The 18170-nt window shown below is 69.5% G+C and carries 15 protein-coding genes and 1 tRNA gene; 9 read left to right on the forward strand and 7 right to left on the reverse strand.

The annotated features are described in order from the left end of the window. The first annotated feature begins 128 nt into the window (after nt 1-128). Nucleotides 129-1274: an esterase/lipase family protein gene (locus ACFT9I_RS31580; protein ID WP_382569914.1), complete on the forward strand. Its 1146-nt coding sequence runs from the start codon at nt 129-131 to the stop codon at nt 1272-1274. A 430-nt stretch (nt 1275-1704) separates the two neighbouring features. On the opposite strand, the gene ACFT9I_RS31585 is transcribed toward ACFT9I_RS31580, so the two are convergent. Further along, a tRNA-Pro gene (locus tag ACFT9I_RS31585) sits at nt 1705-1778 on the reverse strand. A gap of 122 nt (nt 1779-1900) precedes the next feature. Between ACFT9I_RS31585 and ACFT9I_RS31590 the strand changes: the two genes are divergently transcribed. Continuing rightward, nucleotides 1901-2383 (forward strand): DUF309 domain-containing protein, encoded by a 483-nt coding sequence (locus ACFT9I_RS31590; RefSeq protein WP_382569916.1) that lies wholly within the window; start codon nt 1901-1903, stop codon nt 2381-2383. 168 nt (nt 2384-2551) lie between these two features. After that, nucleotides 2552-4135, forward strand: coding sequence for a carotenoid oxygenase family protein (locus tag ACFT9I_RS31595; RefSeq protein WP_382569918.1), 1584 nt, complete (start codon nt 2552-2554; stop codon nt 4133-4135). A 7-nt stretch (nt 4136-4142) separates the two neighbouring features. Here ACFT9I_RS31595 and ACFT9I_RS31600 read toward each other — a convergent pair whose 3' ends face one another. The 3 genes from ACFT9I_RS31600 to ACFT9I_RS31610 are packed head-to-tail and all read right to left on the reverse strand — an operon-like array spanning nt 4143 to nt 7116. After that, nucleotides 4143-4796 (reverse strand): lactate utilization protein C, encoded by a 654-nt coding sequence (locus ACFT9I_RS31600; RefSeq protein ID WP_382569920.1) that lies wholly within the window; start codon nt 4794-4796, stop codon nt 4143-4145. Next, nucleotides 4796-6400, reverse strand: coding sequence for a LutB/LldF family L-lactate oxidation iron-sulfur protein (locus ACFT9I_RS31605; protein ID WP_382569922.1), 1605 nt, complete (start codon nt 6398-6400; stop codon nt 4796-4798). The genes ACFT9I_RS31600 and ACFT9I_RS31605 overlap by 1 nt, the downstream gene beginning before the upstream one ends. Then, the gene (locus ACFT9I_RS31610; RefSeq protein WP_354609294.1) at nt 6397-7116 is read right to left on the reverse strand and encodes a (Fe-S)-binding protein; all 720 of its coding nucleotides are present in this window, start codon (nt 7114-7116) and stop codon (nt 6397-6399) included. Before ACFT9I_RS31610 ends, ACFT9I_RS31605 begins: the two co-directional genes overlap by 4 nt. Nucleotides 7117-7236: 120 nt before the next feature. Here ACFT9I_RS31610 and cobF point away from each other — a divergent pair, with 120 nt between their 5' ends. Further along, nucleotides 7237-8001 carry a precorrin-6A synthase (deacetylating) gene (gene cobF, locus ACFT9I_RS31615; protein ID WP_382569924.1) on the forward strand — a complete coding sequence of 255 codons (765 nt, stop codon included), beginning with the start codon at nt 7237-7239 and terminating at the stop codon, nt 7999-8001. Here cobF and ACFT9I_RS31620 read toward each other — a convergent pair. Continuing rightward, nucleotides 7970-8767, reverse strand: coding sequence for a cobalt-precorrin-6A reductase (locus ACFT9I_RS31620; protein ID WP_382569926.1), 798 nt, complete (start codon nt 8765-8767; stop codon nt 7970-7972). The two genes, cobF and ACFT9I_RS31620, sit on opposite strands and share 32 nt — an antisense overlap. A 10-nt stretch (nt 8768-8777) precedes the next feature. Then, a complete protein-coding gene (locus tag ACFT9I_RS31625; protein ID WP_382569928.1) occupies nt 8778-9479 on the reverse strand; it encodes a DUF5984 family protein in 702 nt (233 codons plus the stop codon). A 295-nt stretch (nt 9480-9774) separates the two neighbouring features. Between ACFT9I_RS31625 and ACFT9I_RS31630 the strand changes: the two genes are divergently transcribed. Further along, nucleotides 9775-12669: an NACHT domain-containing protein gene (locus ACFT9I_RS31630; RefSeq protein WP_382569929.1), complete on the forward strand. Its 2895-nt coding sequence runs from the start codon at nt 9775-9777 to the stop codon at nt 12667-12669. Continuing rightward, nucleotides 12666-13007: a trypco2 family protein gene (locus ACFT9I_RS31635; protein WP_382569931.1), complete on the forward strand. Its 342-nt coding sequence runs from the start codon at nt 12666-12668 to the stop codon at nt 13005-13007. The genes ACFT9I_RS31630 and ACFT9I_RS31635 overlap by 4 nt, the downstream gene beginning before the upstream one ends. Before the next feature lie 9 nt (nt 13008-13016). Here the strand turns inward: ACFT9I_RS31635 and rhaI are convergent, their stop codons facing one another. Continuing rightward, nucleotides 13017-14186, reverse strand: a complete 1170-nt coding sequence (rhaI, locus tag ACFT9I_RS31640) for an L-rhamnose isomerase (RefSeq protein WP_382569933.1) — start codon at nt 14184-14186, stop codon at nt 13017-13019. A gap of 283 nt (nt 14187-14469) precedes the next feature. Here rhaI and ACFT9I_RS31645 point away from each other — a divergent pair, with 283 nt between their 5' ends. The 3 genes from ACFT9I_RS31645 to ACFT9I_RS31655 are packed head-to-tail and all read left to right on the forward strand — an operon-like array spanning nt 14470 to nt 18139. Beyond that, entirely contained in the window at nt 14470-16026 is a 1557-nt protein-coding gene (locus tag ACFT9I_RS31645; RefSeq protein ID WP_382569955.1) for a sugar ABC transporter ATP-binding protein, read from the forward strand. Further along, the gene (locus ACFT9I_RS31650) at nt 16023-17090 is read left to right on the forward strand and encodes an ABC transporter permease (protein WP_382569934.1); all 1068 of its coding nucleotides are present in this window, start codon (nt 16023-16025) and stop codon (nt 17088-17090) included. The genes ACFT9I_RS31645 and ACFT9I_RS31650 overlap by 4 nt, the downstream gene beginning before the upstream one ends. Next, nucleotides 17087-18139 (forward strand): ABC transporter permease, encoded by a 1053-nt coding sequence (locus ACFT9I_RS31655; RefSeq protein ID WP_382569936.1) that lies wholly within the window; start codon nt 17087-17089, stop codon nt 18137-18139. The genes ACFT9I_RS31650 and ACFT9I_RS31655 overlap by 4 nt, the downstream gene beginning before the upstream one ends. The last annotated feature ends 31 nt before the right edge of the window (nt 18140-18170 follow it).

Genomic DNA, 18170 nt, shown 5'->3' on the forward strand with positions numbered 1-18170 from the left:
CAAGGAGACGTCGAAGCATGTCCAAGCCTGTTGTCAGTATCTGGGGCCCCCTTCCGGGAGATCGACCCGCATCCCCGAAAGCGACCCCCTGGAACACCGCATGGCCGCTCCGGGGCGGGACCGCGTGGGTGTTCTACAGCTCACCGAAGCAGACGAGCGTCAAGCGGCCGGTGATCCTCGCCGACGGCTTCTCCCTCGGTCCCAGCGACCCCCACGCGCTGTACGAGGGCCTGGAGAACGGGCAGTACCCGTTCATCTCCACGCTGCGTGAGGCCGGCTTCGACGTCGTCCTCCTGGGCTTCGAGGAGCGCTCCGCGTCCATCCTCGACAACGCAGGCGCGGCGACCGAGTGCATCAGGCGGGCGATCGCCGACCGTGAGGGCTCGGCCCCGCTGACGGTGGGCGGCTTCAGCATGGGAGGACTGGTCACCCGCTACGCCCTGGCCAAGATGGAACGCCAGAAAGAGCGGCACGAGACCTCCACCTACCTCTCCTACGACACCCCGCACCGCGGCGCGTGGCTGCCCATCGGAGTCCAGGCGTTCGCCCACTTCGTGAAGGAACACTGGGGCAGCCGCCCCATCGACGGCCCGCTCCTGAGCAGCTTCTCCACCATGGTCAACAGCCCGGCCGCCCGGCAGCTGCTGCGCTGGCACACCGCGACCGCCAACGTCTCCCTCGACGTCGCCGACGGCCAGGACCAGGCACGCACCGACTTCCTGGAAGCACTTGAGCGAATGGGCAGCTGGCCCCAGATCCCCCGGCTCCTTGGTGTCGCCAACGGAACGGGCACCGGCGCCGGGAACAACATCCCCGCCGGCGACTCCGCCATGACCAGCAGCGGCCCGCAGCTGAACGGCACCCGTCTCAACACCCAGAACAAGGGACGGCAGACCGTCGCCGAGCTGCACAAGGCGGGCGCGGCACCGGTCCTGGTCACCACCAGCAACTTCCCCGACATCGACGGCGCCCCGGGCGGCCTGTTCCCCGAGGCCCCCCTGCTGGACGGCGCCGGCAACTTCGGCATGGCCGCCATGCTGGCCCGCCTCATCGACAAGAAGCAGGCGGAGCTGACCTACAACACCTCCACCTTCGTCCCCACCATCAGCGCCATCGCGTCGGCCGACATCGACAACCACGACAACCTTTACAGCAAGGTCGACGGCGACTACAGCGACCTCCACGACTTCAAATGCGCGAGCACCAACGAAGGCCACACCGTCATGACCACAGAACTCGGCCAGTGGATCCTCACCAAGCTCCAGGAAACGTAACCACCAGCAAAAGCCGCCACCGAGACGAAACACCATCCGAAGCTCCAGAGGCGGGCTCGGCCGCCTGACATCAAGGGGCCAACGACGGCGGTGGTAACGCAGGCGAGCTGACCAACAGCACGCCCCGGTCTGGGCCAACACCAGCCAGACAGAGACCGAGGGCCCCGGCCTTCCGTGCCGCCAGTGGTAAATGACCGGGCCTTCCGCACCCATCGCAGCGGATCACGGAAACGGTCGGTGCTTGGAAATCGGTGCGTGGAATACGAGGAAGCGAGGAAGTGAATAAACCTCGGAATCGCCGGTTGGCCAAACCGGCGATTCTGCGGACGATTGTTCTCCAACGCGCCCTGCCGGCGAAGCTGCCCCAAAAAAGATCAAGGGCCGGTTTCGGATTTCTCCGAAACCGGCCCTGATCTGCGACTCTCACGAGTCGGGACGACAGGATTTGAACCTGCGACCCCTTGACCCCCAGTCAAGTGCGCTACCAAGCTGCGCCACGTCCCGCTGTTCCGCCGTCCGGGAGATCTCCCCGGCGGCCACAGTGGAGAACATTACCCCACCCCGGACCGGCGCCGGGCCGCCCAAGGGGCGGGAGGGGTGGGAGACAGCCGGGAGACAATCGGGGCATGACCGAGAACCCGCGGGATCGAGACTTCGAAGGGCGGGCGCGGAACGCGCGGCCGCGGGATGGGCTGGGGCGGCCGTTGCCTTACGGGGCGCCCGGGGTCGAGCGGCAGCCCGAGGGGGTGGTGCGGGCGCCCGGCGAGACGCTGCGGGAGGCTCAGCGGCTGCTCGACGCGGGGATGCCGTTCCACGCGCACGAGGTGTTCGAGGACGCATGGAAGTCGGGGCCCGGCGAGGAGGAGGCACTGTGGCGCGGGATGGCGCAGCTCGCGGTGGGGCTGACGCACGCCGCCCGGGGCAATCCGACGGGCGGGGCGCGGTTGCTGCTGCGCGGCGCCGAGCGGATCTCCGGGTACGAGGCGCCGTACGGGATCGATGTCCCCGGCCTGGCCTCCTGGGCCCGTGACCTGGCTGAACGGATCGAGAACGCCCCGGTCGACGCCGCCGTCGAGGCGCCGCGCCTGACGGGGTCCGACCGCCCCTGAGGACACCCGAAGGGTGGTGAGCGACACTCCGACACAGACCGGTCAGCTACACCCTGACTCGGGCCTCAGCCCTCCTGACCTGCGCGAGTATCCGCAGCAAGATCTTCCCTACTGAGACCGACAAGCCCGTCGGGGTTGTCGAAGGCATGCGAAACACGGGGAAGTGCGATGAGTGGTCACACACGGCGCAGGGTATTGCAGGGCGCGGCCGTCGCGGCGGCGGGCAGTGTGGTGGGGGTGTACGGCGCGGGCGGCCAGGCCGGCATCGCCCACGCCGCCGCCCGCGGCCTCACCGGCGCGACGGCCGGTGGGACGGCCGGTGGGACGGCCGGCGGGCAGGGCGGCGGGCAGGGCGGCGGGCGGGGCGGGGTCTCGTACCCGTTCCTCCAGGGCCCATTCGCGCCGGTCACGGAGGAGCTGACGGCCTTCGGCCTGCCGGTGACGGGCCGCGTCCCCCGCGAGCTGAACGGCCGCTATCTGCGGCTCGGCCCGAACGTGCTCGGGCTGGAGGATCCGCGGGCCCACCACTGGATGCAGGGCGACGGCATGGTGCACGGCGTCCGGCTGCGTAACGGTCGCGCCGAGTGGTACCGAAACCGCTGGGTCCGCTCCGCCTCCGTGGCCGAGAAGCTGGGCGAGCCGTACCCGGGCGAGGTGCCGCCCGACGACTTCCCCGCCAACACCCACGTCATCCCGTACAAGGGCCGCATCCTCGCCCTCCAGGAGAGCGGGCCGCTGCCGTACGAACTCGACGGTGACCTCAACACGGTGCGCCCGTACGACTTCCGCTCCACGCTCGAAGGCGCGTTCACGGCGCACACCAAGTACGACGCGAAGGCCGACGAGCTGCACGCCATCTCGTACTACCCGACCTGGGACCATGTGCGGCATCTCGTGATCGACCACACCGGCCGGGTGGTTCGCGTGACGAAGATCCCGGTCGCGGACGCGCCGATGATGCACGACTTCGCCCTGACGGAGCGTCATGTCGTGATCGTGGACGTCCCGATCACGTTCGACATGGCCGGGGCCGAGGCCGGTGACACCGTGCCGTACAAGTGGAACAAGCGGCACCCGATGCGGGTCGGTGTCATGCGCCGCAGCGGCGGCCCGGTGCGCTGGTTCGAGGTCGACCCGCTCTACTACTCGCACACTCTCAACGCCTACGACGAGGGCAACGGGATCGTCGTGGACTTCACGTCCATGCCCGCCCCCATGTACGTCGAGGGCCGCAACAACGGCGGCCCGTCGTCGGACGGGACGCCCAGCCTCGACCGCTGGACCATCGATCTGGCCCACGGAAGTGTCCGCCACCAGCGACTCGACGACCGGCCGCAGGAGTTCCCGCGCGTCAACGAGTCGCTGGTCGCGCACCGCCACCGGTACGCGTACTCCGCCTCGGCCGCCGACATGTGGCGGGCTTACGGCACGGTCGACGGCGTGCCGCCGGACGGGTCCTTCAGGAACGAGCTGATCAAGCACGACCTGTTCCGGGGCACCAGCCAGGTGCACCGCTTCCCGAGGGGCGCGGCGACCTCGGAAGCTGTCTTCGTTCCGTCCCGTACGGCGTCGGCGTCTGCGGAGTCGGAGGACGACGGCTACACGCTGGCCTACGTCCACAACCCGGAACGCGGCGCGTCCGACCTCGTCATCCTGTCGGCCCAGGACTTCACCGGACGGCCGGTCGCGCGTATTCATCTGCCGGGCCGGGTGCCCCTGGGATTCCACGGCAGTTGGGTGCCCGACGCGTGACGGGCGGTCAGTCTTCCACCAGGACGACTTCCAGCGTGCGCGGGCCGTGCACACCCTCGACCCGGTCCAGCTCGATGTCACTGGTGGCGGAAGGGCCCGAGATCCAGGTCAGCGGGCGGGTCGGGTCGAGCCGGGGCATCGCCTGCGGTACGGAGGCGACGACCTGCTCCGGCGCCCGGACCACGACGATGTGGTGGTCCGGTACGAGGGAGATACGGCGCCGGCCCTGGTCGGGGCTCCCGTCCAGGACGATCGTGCCGGTCTCCGCGATGGCCACGGCGCAGCCGGTGACGACGCTGTCGACGTCGTCCAACTCCCGTGCGGTGGAAGCCTCCCGGTCGTGGATCCGGGTCGGATCGGCGGCGGCGAGCCATTCAGGCGGCAGGCCGGGCGGTACGAGCACCGTGCGGGAGCCGTGCTCGGCGAGCAGGCGCATCAGGAGGTCCGAGAGCCCGGCTGCGTCGGTGCGGTGGACGAGGGCGCGATAGTCGATGAGGTTCTCGGCCAGCAGGTCGACCATGCCGGCGTCGGGGGTGTGCGTGTCGAGGTAGTCGCGCGTGACCTCGGGAGCGTCGGGCGCGTCGGCGACGGCGGCGCGGACCCGGGCGAGGATGCGCTCCCGCGAGCCGCCCGATCCGGTGGCGTCAGCTGTGGTGCTCATCAGGGCTTCTTCCCGTCCGGCGTCGGTGTCCCGCCCGGCTTTGCTGTCCCGTCCGACTTCGGTGGCCCGTCCGACTTCGGTGTCCCGTCGGACTTCCGCGGCACGCCCGGCTTCGGCGTCCCGTCCGGCTTCGGCGTCCCGTCCGGCTTCGGTGTCGCGTCCGATTTCGTCGGCCTGCCCGACTTAGGCTTCCGGTTCTTCTTCCACCAGTCGCGGAACGGCTCCGCCGGCATCTCCGGCAGTTCCCTGCTCCGCGTCCACGCCCCCGCGCCGGGCAGCTTCGACGGGTGCAGCCTGCGCGTCTTCGACGCGACCCGCTCCCCCGCCCCCAGTACGCCGGGATGGTCGAGCACCCACCCCGCCGCCTTCATCGCGGCCTTCTCCAGCCGGTGTCCCTTGCCGCCCTGATCGGCGACTCGCTCCCGCAGATGCACCAGCACCTCGGGAATGTCGATGGCGACCGGGCACACCTCGTAGCAGGCGCCGCACAGCGACGAGGCGTACGGCAGTGAGGCATCGATCTCGCTCTGGGTGCCCCGGAGTTGGGGGCTGAGGATCGCGCCGATCGGCCCCGGATAGACGGAGCCGTACGCGTGCCCGCCGGCCCGCTCGTACACCGGGCAGACGTTGAGGCACGCCGAGCAGCGGATGCAGCGCAGCGCCTGGCGGCCGACCTCGTCGGCGAGGGTGTCGGTGCGGCCGTTGTCGAGGAGGACGAGGTGGAAGGTCTGCGGTCCGTCGCCGTCGGCGGTGCCCGTCCAGGTCGAGGTGTACGGATTCATCCGCTCGGCCGTCGACGAGCGCGGCAGCGTCTGGAGGAACACCTCCAGATCCCGCCAGCTCGGCACCACCTTTTCGATGCCCACCACGGAGATCAGCGTCTCGGGCAGCGTCAGACACATCCGGCCGTTGCCCTCGGATTCGAAGACGACGAGCGTGCCGGTCTCGGCGACCATGAAGTTGGCGCCGGAGATACCGACCTTGGCGCGCAGGAACTTCTCCCGGAGGTGGAGCCTGGCCGCCTCGGCGAGGTCCGCCGGGATGTCGGTGAGTCCGTCGGGCGCGGCCCGGCCCCAGTCGGCCATCTTCTCGCGGAAGATGTCGCGGATCTCGCCGCGGTTGCGGTGGATGGCGGGGACGAGGATGTGGGAGGGCCGGTCGTCGCCGAGCTGGACGATCAGTTCGGCGAGGTCGGTCTCGTACGCCGCGATGCCCTCGGCCTCCAGCGCCTCGTTGAGACCGATCTCCTGGGTGGCCATCGACTTGACCTTGACGACCTCGGTCTCGCCGGTGGCCTTGACCAGGTCGGCGACGATCCGGTTGGCCTCGTCGGCGTCGGCCGCCCAGTGGACGGTGCCGCCCGCCGCCGTCACCCGTTCCTCCAACTGGACGAGGTAGCGGTCGAGATGGCGGAGCGTGTGGTCCTTGATCTGCTTGCCGGCCTCGCGCAGCTCGGCCCAGTCGGCGAGTTCGGCCACGGCCTTGGCACGCTTGTCGCGGATGGTGTGGGTGGCGTGGCGCAGATTGCCGCGCAGCGTCTTGTTGTGCACGGCCTCCTTGGCCGCCTGCGGGAAGGACGGCATACCGACGAACGTCCCGCTCATACGAGGGGCTCCTCTCGGGTACTCGCCAGGATGTCGGCGAGATGCAGGGCGCGCAGCGGTGCTTCCTCGCGGCGCAGAACGCCCCCGATGTGCATCAGGCAGGAGTTGTCGGCGCCGCACAGGACCTCGGCGCCGGTGGAGACGGCGTTGCTGACCTTGTCCTGGCCCATGGCCGTGGATACATCGGAGTTCTTCACGGCAAAGGTGCCGCCGAATCCGCAGCATTCGTCGGCGCCGGGCAGCTCGCGCAGCTCCAGTCCGTCGACGGCTTCCAGGAGGCGGCGGGGTCTGTCGCCGAGGCCGAGGAGGCGCAGGCCGTGGCAGGACGGGTGGTAGGTCACCGTATGCGGGAAGTACGCGCCGACGTCGGTCACTTCGAGGACGTCGACGAGGAATTCGGTGAGCTCGTAGGTGCGGGTGGCGAGGGAGGCGGCCGAGGCGTCGCCGATCTTCGGGTAGTGCTGCCGGACCATGGCGGCACAGGATCCCGAGGGGGTCACCACGTAGTCGTACCCCTCGAAGGCGGCGGCCGTACGGCGTACGAGCGGCTCGGTCTCCTTGCGGTAGCCGGTGTTGAACTGCGGCTGTCCGCAACAGGTCTGCGCCTCGGGGAAGTCGACCTCCACTCCGAGGCGTTCGAGGAGCCGCACGGTCGCGATCCCGGTGGACGGATACACCGCGTCGTTGACGCAGGTGACGAAGAGGGCGACACGCATGGCCGGAGCATATGCCGTGACCTGCGGCGAACGTAAGACCTGCGGAGACATCCGATGTATCGATGGGCAATTGTGACGGTGGTTGGGGTTGCTCCGGTGCCATGAGGCAGACTCGGGCCGGTGAGACAGATCTATGTGATCGGCATCGGCGCGGGCGACCCGGATCAGCTGACCCTCCAGGCGGTCAAGGCGCTGAACAGGGTGGACGTCTTCTTCCTCCTCGACAAGGGCGAAGCGAAGGCGGACCTGATCCGGCTGCGGCACGACATCCTCGCGGAGCACATCGCGGACGGCCGGGAGTACCGGCTGGTCGAGGCGCGCGATCCGGACCGGGACCGGACGGCCGGCGGCGCCGACTACTCCCCCGCGGTCGGCGACTGGCGCACCCGCCGCGCCGACATCTACGAGCGGATGATCACCGACGAGCTGGGCGAGGACCAGGTCGGGGCATTCCTGGTGTGGGGCGATCCCGCGCTGTACGACTCCACGCTCGGCATCCTGGACGAGATCCTGGCGCGCGGCACGGTCGGCTTCGAGCACGAGGTGATCCCCGGCATCAGCAGCGTCTCGGCGCTGCTCGCCAAGCACCGCACGGGGCTGAACCGGGTGGCGCGCCCGGTGCAGATCACCACGGGCCGGCGGCTGGCGGAGGCGTGGCCGGAGGGGGTGGACGACGTGGTGGTGATGCTGGACGGCCACCAGTCGTTCCGCCACTACCTGGCGGAGGACCCGGTCATCCACTGGGGCGCGTACGTCGGTACGGCGGACGAGATCCTGGTCTCGGGGCGACTCTCGGAGGTCGCGGACCGGATCGTGGAGCTACGGGCGGAGGCCCGCGCGCGCAAGGGCTGGATCATGGACACGTATCTGCTGCGGCGGGACTGAGCCCGAGCCGGGCGAGCGCGGCCGGTACGTCGGGGACCTCCGGTACGCCCTCGGGTGCGGGCGGCCGTTCGACCATGACCACGGGGAGTCCGAGTTCGCGCGCGGCGGTGAGTTTCGCGGCGGTGGCCGGGCCGCCGCTGTCCTTGGTGACGAGTACGTCGACGCGGTGTTCGAGCAGGAGCGCGGTCTCGCCTTCGAGGGTGTACGGCCCCCGGTCGAGCAGGATGTGCGTGCTGCGGGGCAGGGGCGGCTCGGGCGTTTCCACCGTACGTACGAGGAAGTGCAGCCCGTCCAGCTCGGGCCCGGCGAAGGCGGCGAGGCCCTGACGCCCGGTGGTGAGGAAGACGCGCCTGCCCCCGCCGAACGCCGGGAGCTGCGCGGCGGCGTCCGCGAGCGAGCGGGCGGGGTGACGACGGTCCCGTGGGTGGGCCGGCCAGCCGGGGCGGCGCAGGGCGAAGTGGTCGGTACCGGAGGCGGCTGCCGCCTCGGCGGCGTGGGCGCTGATGGTGGCGGCGAAGGGGTGCGTGGCGTCCACGAGGACGTCGATACGGTGCGCACGGAGCCACGCGGCGAGCGCGTCGGGCCCACCGAATCCGCCGACGCGCACGTCCCCGGCGAGGGGCGTGGCCGGGTTCGCGACGCGCCCGGCGAGGGAGGTGGTGACGTGCACGTGGGGGGCGTCGGCGGCAAGCGCGTCGGCGAGGCGACGGGCTTCGGTGGTGCCGCCGAGGATGAGCACGCGCGGGCCGTGGGGGTCGTCGGGCATGGGGACGAGGCTACGGGGGCGGTACGGGTACGAGGAGGCGGGCTCCGGCTCGTACGGCCGCCCAGTCGGTCGCGCAGGTGCGCTCCAGTGCGCGGCGGAGCCAGGTCGCGCGGTCCTGCTGTTCGTGGCGGAGGTGCGGGAGGTCGATCGCGACGCCGGGGGGCGGTCCGGTGGTCTCCAGGGTGGTGACGCGCTCCTCCATGGCGGCGAAGACGTCGCGGTGGAGGTCGGTCACGGCGGCGATGAAGTCGGTGGTGGGGAGGGTGACACGGCCGTCGTCCACGTCCTGGGCGTGGGTCCAGATGACGGTCATGAGGTCGTCGCCGGACTCGCTTACGGTCCGCCACCAGCGGATGTCGGGCGCGGACTGCAAGTACCCCATGTCGAGGCTGTGTTGGCCGTACCAGTTGGCAGCCGATTCCGTGTCCGGGGAGTCCGTGGGGAGCCAGGTGGAGTGGTCACCGGCGATGAACGGCAGCAGGTCTTGCGGTACGGGCTCCAGGGCTGCGGGGAGGGTGTCGAGCAGGTCTTCCCAGAGGCGGACCACGTAGTAGTCGACGTACGTGCCGTCGGGGTAGCGGAGGAGGTGGTGGCCGTCGGCCACCAGGTCGTACCAGCCGTCGGTGAGGCTGAACCAGGAGAGGGAGGGGGTGTCGCCGCCCCAGGGGTGGATGTCCTTCACGGGTGTCAGCCCGAACCGGAATTGGATCACGGGCTGAGTCTTCCAGATGGGGTCGTGTGGACAACCGGCCGTCATAGCATGGGCCTTGGGGGACGGCGGCAGGTCGGGGCGCCGTTGTTGATCGGGAGGACCAGGGACCATCAGGGAACGCATCGCCGCCGTGTTCGGGGTTACGCAGGGAAGCGGGTATCTACTCTCCGCACGCGTTGTCCTTACCGCGCGGCATCTCTTGGACGTGGGCACGGAGACGACGGTGGTGGTGCCGGACGGGCGTGGGCGTATCCGCTGCCGGACCTTGTGGGCCGGTAGGAGGTCCGGGGACGACGTGGCATTGCTGCTCGCGGAAGAAGACCTGGTGACGGCCGATGCCGCAGAGGCGTTTCAAGCCAGCCTGTTCGCCCGTATCGACGGTCCCACTCCGCTGCTGAACTGCTACGCCCTCGGTTTTCCCCAAGTAACGCGGTACGACGGCCAGAAGCTGGACACCGAGCAGTTCGTCGGCACGATCAAGCCGGGCTCGGGCAGGATGCGGGACGAGTACGTCGTGGAGGGGGGCGGCACCCCTCCGGCCGCGCGCGAAGACGGGGAGTCGCCGTGGGCCGGGATGTCCGGCGCGCCGCTCTTCTCCGGCAGACACCTCATCGGCGTGGTCACCAAAGACCTCTCGGGCTGGCAGCACAGTCGTCTCACTGCCCTGCCCCTGGAAAGACTGCCTGAACTGCCCGATTTCGTCGGCATCTGTAGTGCCTATCTCGGCAACCCCTTGCGCTTGGCCACGCTGCGCCAAACCCCTGACCACTCGGCCTCGTTCGAGGATCGGTACCGCGCCTATGTCACGGAGACGTTCGGCGAACTGCGCATCTTCGGCCTCGACTTCAGCCGGTCCGAAGACGAGCGGTGGCCCCTCGACTCCGCCTATCTCAGTCTCGAACTCGTCCACGGAGAGGGCGGGGAAGGCGCGACCCCCGAGCGGGGCAGGGTCGAGTCCGCCCTGCGCGACCGGCAGCGTGTGCTGCTGCGGGGCGCGGCCGGATCCGGCAAGACCACTCTCGTGCAGTGGCTGGCCGTGAACGCCGCGCGGGATTCGTTCCCTGACCAACTCGCCCACCTCGGTGGACGGATCCCCGTCGTCCTGCCGCTGCGCACACTGGTGCGCGGTGCGGCACTGCCCGCGCCGGGGGACTTCCTCAGCGCGGCAGGGCATCCGCTGAGTCCGCCCGCCGGATGGATGGAGGCGGTGCTCACGGACGGACGCGGGCTCCTTCTCGTGGACGGCGTGGACGAGATGCCGGAGGCTGACCGGGCGCGAACGAAAGAGTGGCTCGCCAAGCTGCTCGCCGCCTATCCGCACACGGCCGTCGTGGTGACCACCAGGCCGACGGCCGTCGATGACAAGTGGCTGAGCCGCAGGGAGTTCACCGAGTTCCAGTTGCTGCCGATGAACCGGCGGGACGTCACAGCGTTCGTACACCGTTGGCACACCGCAGCGCGCTCGATCACCCGGCGCGACTCCGAACGAAGTGAACTCCACGCGTACGAGCAGCAGTTGCTGTCCACGCTGCCCCGGAAACAGGACTTGGCCCGGCTCGCCACCAACCCCCTCATGTGCGCGATGATCTGCGCCCTGCACCGCGACCGGCGCGGGTTCCTGCCGGACAACAGGATGAAGCTGTACGGCGCGGCGCTGACGATGCTCCTCGTACGGCGCGACCACGAACGGGCGATCGGGGCGCCGGAAGGTCTGACGGTTGCCGAGGAAGAGCAGCAGAAGATCCTTCAGGAGATCGCCTACTGGATGATCCGCAACGAGATCGCGGAGGCGGAACAGGATGAAGTGATTGGGCTGATCGCCCGGCTTCTGCCGGCCATGCCGCAGGTGGCGACGCCCGAGGACGCTCCACAGGTCTTCCGGTTCCTGCTGCACCGAAGCGGGCTCCTGCGCGCCCCGACGGCGCGCACGGTGGACTTCATTCATCGGACGTTTCTGGACTACCTGGGGGCGCGGGCGGCCGTCGAGGCACAGGACATCAACATGATCGCCTCACATGCCCATGAGGCGCAGTGGGAAGACATCGTCCGGATGGCCGTCGGCCACGCCCGGGACAGTGAACGGGCGGCCTTGCTCACCAAGCTCATGGCGTTGGGGGACGCCGTTTCCGAGACCTCTCACAACATCATGGCGCGCATCCACTTGCTGGCCGCCGCGAGTCTGGAGCACGCGACAAGCCTCGATCCGTCGGTCCGCACGGAGGTCGAGCGGCGAGCCCACGCATTGGTCCCGCCCAGGAACTACGACGAAGCCCACCGGTTGGCCGATGCCGGCCCGCTCGTGCTGGATCTGCTGCCGGGCCCCGAAGGTCTCTCGGATCAAGAGGCAGCGGCCGTCGTGGTCACCGCCGGACTGATCGGCGGCGACCACGCGTTGGAGTTGCTTCGTGGGTTCGCGGAGCACCCGGCGGACGTCGTAAGAGCCGAACTCGCAGCCAGCTGGTCGTCCTTCGACGCGGCCATCTTCGCCGAACTCGTCCTCGCCCGAGTGGTCCTCACTGATTTGTCCCTCGCCGTGCACTCAGCAGAGCAACTTGCCGCTCTGCATCTGGTGGGTACTGTGCCCGAGGTGACGTTTCATGGGGACTTGAGTCCTCGTGATGTGGCGACTGCCGTCGGAAGAACGCGCGCCGAACGGGTCACCGTCATCCACAACAACCGGCTGACGGATCTTAAGGCGTTCGCCGAGAAGGCCACCTCGCTGACGAAGCTGAGCCTCATGTCATGTCGTCGGGTCAACGACTACAGCGAGCTCAAGAACCTCGGCCTGGGCAGACTCAGCCTGTATGGCGTACATCCCTCGCAGGCGCTGTCCGGACTCGGCGCTGTCACGAACCTCCGAGCGCTCACGCTCGGCACGGTCAGCGATTCGAATGTGTCGGGTCCACTGGGCTTGCCCACCGAAATGCCGGTTCTCCCATCCGTGGTCCAGCTCAGCCTCTCCGTAGGTCTCAGCAGGGACACCGACGCCACGCGGCTCAGGGAGCTTTTCCCCAATCTGCGGCACCTGCTCCTGGAGCTGGAGTCCAGCGAACCCGTCACCGCGGACCTCTCGGATCTGACCTGGGTTCCCGGGATTGACATCCGGATCATCGGCGGAGCCCTACGCCTCAAGGGCGATGAACTCCTGTCCATTCGCCGCGCGTCACCACCCGAAGAGGACCCCTCATGACCCCCGCCCCCCTCCCCCGCATCGACCTCACCCAAGCCGTGCAGGCCGTCCGCGACCAGCTCATGGCCGCCGCCGCGACCGGCGCCGGTCAGGACCTCCGCTTCGATGTCGGCGAGATCCAGATGGAGTTCGCCGTCGAGCTGCGGCACGACACCCGCGTCAACGGTGGTGTCAAAGCCTGGGTGATCTCCGCCGACGCCGACAGGAGCAGCGGCACCGCCCACACCCACAAGGTCGCCTTCACCCTCAAGCCCAAGAACGCCCGCACCGGCGGCGATTGGGAGATCGGCAACGACGGACCAGAGGCCGACATCTCCGCATTCGGTACGGGCGGATAGGGAAGGCGATTACGCGCCCCACCCCGCCTGCTCCCCGCCCACCCGCTCCGCCACGATCTTCTTCCCGTAGCCCGACGCGTGGTACGCCGCCACCGGGTCCGCGTCCGCGCCCAGTTCGGTGCGGACCTCGGCCACCAGGGGGCGTACGTCCGTGTTGTAGGCGTCCATCAGGGCCGCGTTCGCCGCCAGGACGTCGCCGTCCCGTTGGGCGTCGGCCAAGGCCTCGGCATCGACCAGCAGGGCCTTCGCCGTCGCCTCCTGGACGTTCATCACCGAGCGGATGACCGCGGGGACCTTCTCCTCGATGTTGTGGCACTGGTCGAGCATGAAGGCGATGTCCGCCGTGAACCCGCCGCCCCGGATGACCTCGTACATGATCCGGAAGAGCTGGAACGGGTCGGCCGCGCCGGCCATCAGGTCGTCGTCCGCGTAGAAGCGGGAGTTGAAGTCGAACCCGCCGAGCTTCCCCTCCCGCAGCAGGATCGCGACGATGAACTCGATGTTCGTGCCGGGCGCGTGGTGGCCGGTGTCGACCACGACCTGGGCCTTCTCGCCGAGGCGCAGGCAGTGGGCGTAGGCCGTGCCCCAGTCGGGGACGTCGGTGGCGTAGAAGGCGGGCTCGAACAGTTTGTACTCCACCAGCATCCGCTGGTCGTCGCCGAGCCGTTCGTACACGGCCGCCAGCGCCTCGGAGAGGCGGTCCTGGCGGGCGCGGATGTCGTCCTGGCCGGGGTAGTTGGTGCCGTCGGAGAACCAGAGCTTGAGGTCGCGTGACCCCGTCGCGTCCATGATGTCGACGCACTCCATGAGATGGCCGAGCGCCTTGCGGCGCACCGCCGCGTCCGGGTGGCAGACGCTGCCGAGCTTGTAGTCGTCGTCCTGGAAGACGTTGGCGTTGACGGTGCCGAGCCGTACGCCACGCTCCGCGGCGTACGCGGCCAGTGCGCCGTAGTCGTCGACCTTGTCCCAGGGGATGTGGAGCGCGACGGTCGGCGCGACGCCGGTGTGGGCGTGCACGCGGGCCGCGTCGTCCAGCTTCTCCTCGGGAGTACGCGGGACACCGGGCCGGGCGAAGACCTTGAACCGGGTCCCGCTGTTGCCGTACGCCCAGGACGGCGTCTCGACGGCCTGAGCCGCGAGGGCCGCCTTCACGGCGGAGATGTCGGTTCGGCTCGTCATCTCTCAACGCTCCATTCAGCAGACCATGAGCAGACCATGAATCGATTCATCAAGGGCGATGATGAGCCGGGCCAACCGGCGTGTCAAGGCCCCGACTTGCCGACACCGGACCGACCGGCACCGCACGCGGAGAAGACGAGGTTTTCCGGTGCACGCCCATTGACGCGAAGCGCTCGGCCCGTCTAGCTTCCGGAAAAGTTGAATCCTTTCATGAACGACCTCGACCGACCATGAATGACGAATGCCCCCGACCGACCACACCAGCCCCGCCGAGGAGCCCGCCATGGAAAAGCCCGACAAGGGCCCGGCCCCTGTCCTGGCGCTGAGGGGAGTCTCCAAATCCTTCGGAGCCGTACGGGCCCTGCACGACGTCTCCCTGGAGCTGCGGTCCGGTGAGATCCACGCCCTGGCCGGTGAGAACGGTGCGGGCAAGTCCACCCTGATCAAGACTCTCGCCGGAGTCCACCGCCCCGACGAGGGAGATCTCCTCCTCGCCGGTGAACCCGTCGTCTTCCACGGGCCCGCCGACGCCAGGGACGCCGGGATCGCCGTCATCTATCAGGAGCCGACGCTCTTCCCCGATCTCTCCATCGCCGAGAACATCTTCATGGGCCGCCAGCCCCGGCGTTCGGCCGGGCGTATCGACCGCAAGGCCGTCCACCGCGCGACCGCCGGCCTGATGAGCAGGCTCGGGGTCGCGCTCGATCCGCAGCGGCCCGCGCGCGGGCTGTCCATCGCCGACCAGCAGATCGTCGAGATCGCCAAGGCTCTCTCCTTCGACGCGCGCGTCCTGATCATGGACGAGCCGACGGCCGCGCTCACCGGCGGCGAGACCGCCCGGCTGTTCTCCGTCGTACGGACGTTGCGGGCGGAGGGCGCGGCGGTGCTGTTCATCTCGCACCGGCTGGAGGAGATCTTCGGCCTCTGCTCGCACGTCACCACCCTGCGCGACGGCCGGCACGTCGCATCCGAGTCGCTCGACGGGCTCACCGAGGACGACCTCGTGCGCCGTATGGTCGGCCGCGATCTGGACGATCTGTACCCCAAGGCGGCGGCCGAACCCGGCTCGACCGTGCTGTCCGTGAACCGGCTGACCCGGGAAGGCGTCTTCCGGGACGTCTCGTTCGAGGTGCGGCGCGGTGAGATCGTCGCCCTGGCCGGGCTGGTGGGCGCGGGGCGCAGCGAGGTCGCGCAGGCCGTCTTCGGGGTGGACCGGGCCGACGCGGGTGAGGTGAGGGTCGACGGGCGTGTGCTGCCCGCCGGTTCACCGACGGCCGCGATGGACGCCGGGCTCGCGCTCGTACCCGAGGACCGGCGGCTGCGCGGTCTGGTGATGGAGATGTCCATCGAGCGGAACATCGGTCTGACGGGACTGCGCAGCGTGCGCCGCCGGGGACTGGTCAGCCGCGCGCTCGAACACGGGCGCGCCGCCGACTGGGCGGTGAAGCTCCAGCTGAAGTACAACAAGCTCGGCGATCCGGTGTCCGTCCTGTCCGGCGGCAATCAGCAGAAGGTCGTCCTTGCGAAGTGGCTGGCCACCGACCCGGCCGTACTGATCGTCGACGAGCCCACGCGCGGCATCGACGTCGGTACGAAGGCCGAGGTCCACCGGCTGCTGTCGTCACTGGCCGCGGACGGGCTCGCCGTCCTGATGGTCTCGTCCGATCTCCCCGAGGTGCTGCGCATGGCCGACCGGATCCTCGTCATGCACGAGGGACGGCTCACCGCCGAGATACCGCGTGAGCGGGCGACGGAGGAGAGCGTGATGGCCGCGGCCACCGGACGTACGCCGGATACAGACCGCACAGGACGTACGGCGGCAAAGGAGCCGACGCCATGACCACCACACTCGACAAGCCCACCCCGGACAGGCCGGACACGCCGGGCACCCCGGGGGCCTCTGCCGACGACGGCCGGTCGGCCCGGTCGTTCGTCGACGCCGTCTTCCGCGCCCGGGAGATCGCGATCGGCGGCGCGCTCGCGCTGCTGATCCTCGGCACCTGGCTCGCCAACCCCGGCTTCCTCGACGACCAGGGTGTCAAGGACCTGCTCCTCAACTCCTCGATCCTGGTGCTGCTCGCCGTCGGTCAGTCCGTCGTCGTAATGACGCGCAACATCGATCTGTCGGTCGGCTCGGTCGTGGGTCTCACGGCGTTCGCCTGCGGCCACTTCGTCTCCGGCACCGACCACAGCGCGCTCACCGTCGTCCTGCTCGGTATCGCGCTCGGCACCGTCTGCGGCCTGGTCAGCGGCGCACTCGTCAGCTTCGGCCGGGTGCCCGCGCTGGTCGTGACGCTCGGCATGCTCTACATCATCCAGGGCATCGACCACGCCTGGGCGCACGGCGAGCAGATCAACGCCGTGAACGTCCCCGACGGTGTGCTCTCGCTCGGCTCCGGCAGCGTCCTCGGGATTCCGTATCTGCCGCTGATCTCCGCCGCCGTACTCGCCGCGACCGGCTACTTCCTGCGTACGTACCGCAGTGGACGTGAGCTGTACGCGATCGGGTCGAGCCCGGACGCCGCGCGGCTGGCGGGGATTCCCGTACGGCGCCGGATCCTGGCCGCCTACGCGTTCTCCGGCGCTATCGCCGGCTTCGCCGGGGCGCTGTGGCTCGCCCGCTTCGGCACCGTCGTGGCGGACGCGGCCAACGGCTGGGAGCTGACCGTCGTCAGCGCCGTCGTCGTCGGTGGCGTCGCCATCACCGGCGGCACGGGCACCGTCTGGGGCGCGGCGCTCGGCGCGCTGCTGCTCACCACCATCGGCAGCGCACTGGTCGTCCTCAAGGTCGACTCCTTCTGGCAACAGGCCATCACCGGCGTGCTGTTGCTCGCGGCCATCACCACCGACCGCATCTTGCAGGTGCGTACGACCAGCGCGCTCAGGAAGAGGAGCCGACGATGACCGGGAGCACCGGCAACACCGGGAGCAGCAGAAGCACCGGGAAGACCGCACTGACGAAGTATCTGCGCTGGGACACGGCCGTCGGCATCCTGCTGATCGCGGTCTTCCTGGCGGGCACCGGCACCACGGACGGGTTCGCCAACACGGACAACCTCTCGGCCGCTCTCGGTGATGTCTCCGAGATCGCGCTCATCGCGCTGCCGATGACGCTGCTGGTGGTCGCCGGGCAGGTCGACCTCTCCGTCGCCTCGATGCTGGGGCTGTCCAGCGCGCTCGCGGGCTCACTCTGGCAGGCGGGCTTCGCCTTCGAACTGATCGTGCCCATCTGCCTGTTGGCGGGCGCGGTCGGTGGGCTGCTGAACGGCTGGCTCGTCACCCGGGTCGGGCTGCCCTCGCTGGCCGTCACCATCGGCACGCTCACGCTCTACCGGGGACTGGCGTCGGTCATCCTCGGCGACGAGGCGGTGGCCGACTTCCCGGAGACGTACTCCCAGTACGCGGCGTACACGGAGACGGTGCCCGGCACCTTCATCCCGTATCCGGTGGCGCTGTTCGCGGTGCTCGCCGTCATCACGGCGGTGGCCCTGCACTGCACGGGCTTCGGCCGTTCGCTGTTCGCGATCGGCGCCCAGGAGGACGCCGCGTGGTTCGCGGGCATCCGGGTCAAGCGGCTCAAGCTGGTGCTGTTCGTGGTGTCCGGCCTCGTCGCCTCGTTCGCCGGGATCGTCTACACCCTGCGCTACGGCAGCGCGCGCGCCGACAACGGACTCGGACTCGAACTGGTCGTCATCGCCTCGGTGTTGCTCGGCGGTGTCGACTTCGACGGCGGGAAGGGCACGCTCGGCGGCGCCGTCGCGGGTGTGCTGCTGATCGGGCTCCTCACGAATCTGCTGACCCTCAACGACATCTCCAACGAGATCCAGGTGATCGTCACCGGTCTGCTGCTCGTCGCCTCCGTGCTGACTCCCCGGATCATCGCCGTGCTCGCGGAGCGCCGACATCGGCGTACGGCTGCCGAGGAATCCGTCCCGGTCTCCGCCGCGCTCTGACGTAACGGTCCCTGTCACCCTCCGACTTCTC

The sequence above is a fragment of the Streptomyces sp. NPDC057137 genome (assembly GCF_042670825.1).
Taxonomy (GTDB): Bacteria; Actinomycetota; Actinomycetes; order Streptomycetales; family Streptomycetaceae; genus Streptomyces.

Excerpts from the sequence above, each read along its gene's own strand:
- ACFT9I_RS31600 (WP_382569920.1), bottom strand. The coding sequence starts at position 4,796 with ATGAGCACCACAGCTGACGCCACCGGATCGGGCGGCTCGCGGGAGCGC.
- ACFT9I_RS31620 (WP_382569926.1), bottom strand. The coding sequence starts at position 8,767 with ATGCCCGACGACCCCCACGGCCCGCGCGTGCTCATCCTCGGCGGCACC.
- rhaI (WP_382569933.1), bottom strand. The coding sequence starts at position 14,186 with ATGACGAGCCGAACCGACATCTCCGCCGTGAAGGCGGCCCTCGCGGCT.
- ACFT9I_RS31610 (WP_354609294.1), bottom strand. The coding sequence starts at position 7,116 with ATGCGTGTCGCCCTCTTCGTCACCTGCGTCAACGACGCGGTGTATCCG.
- ACFT9I_RS31650 (WP_382569934.1), top strand. The coding sequence starts at position 16,023 with ATGACCACCACACTCGACAAGCCCACCCCGGACAGGCCGGACACGCCG.
- ACFT9I_RS31635 (WP_382569931.1), top strand. The coding sequence starts at position 12,666 with ATGACCCCCGCCCCCCTCCCCCGCATCGACCTCACCCAAGCCGTGCAG.
- ACFT9I_RS31655 (WP_382569936.1), top strand. The coding sequence starts at position 17,087 with ATGACCGGGAGCACCGGCAACACCGGGAGCAGCAGAAGCACCGGGAAG.
- ACFT9I_RS31590 (WP_382569916.1), top strand. The coding sequence starts at position 1,901 with ATGACCGAGAACCCGCGGGATCGAGACTTCGAAGGGCGGGCGCGGAAC.
- ACFT9I_RS31605 (WP_382569922.1), bottom strand. The coding sequence starts at position 6,400 with ATGAGCGGGACGTTCGTCGGTATGCCGTCCTTCCCGCAGGCGGCCAAG.
- ACFT9I_RS31595 (WP_382569918.1), top strand. The coding sequence starts at position 2,552 with ATGAGTGGTCACACACGGCGCAGGGTATTGCAGGGCGCGGCCGTCGCG.
- ACFT9I_RS31645 (WP_382569955.1), top strand. The coding sequence starts at position 14,470 with ATGGAAAAGCCCGACAAGGGCCCGGCCCCTGTCCTGGCGCTGAGGGGA.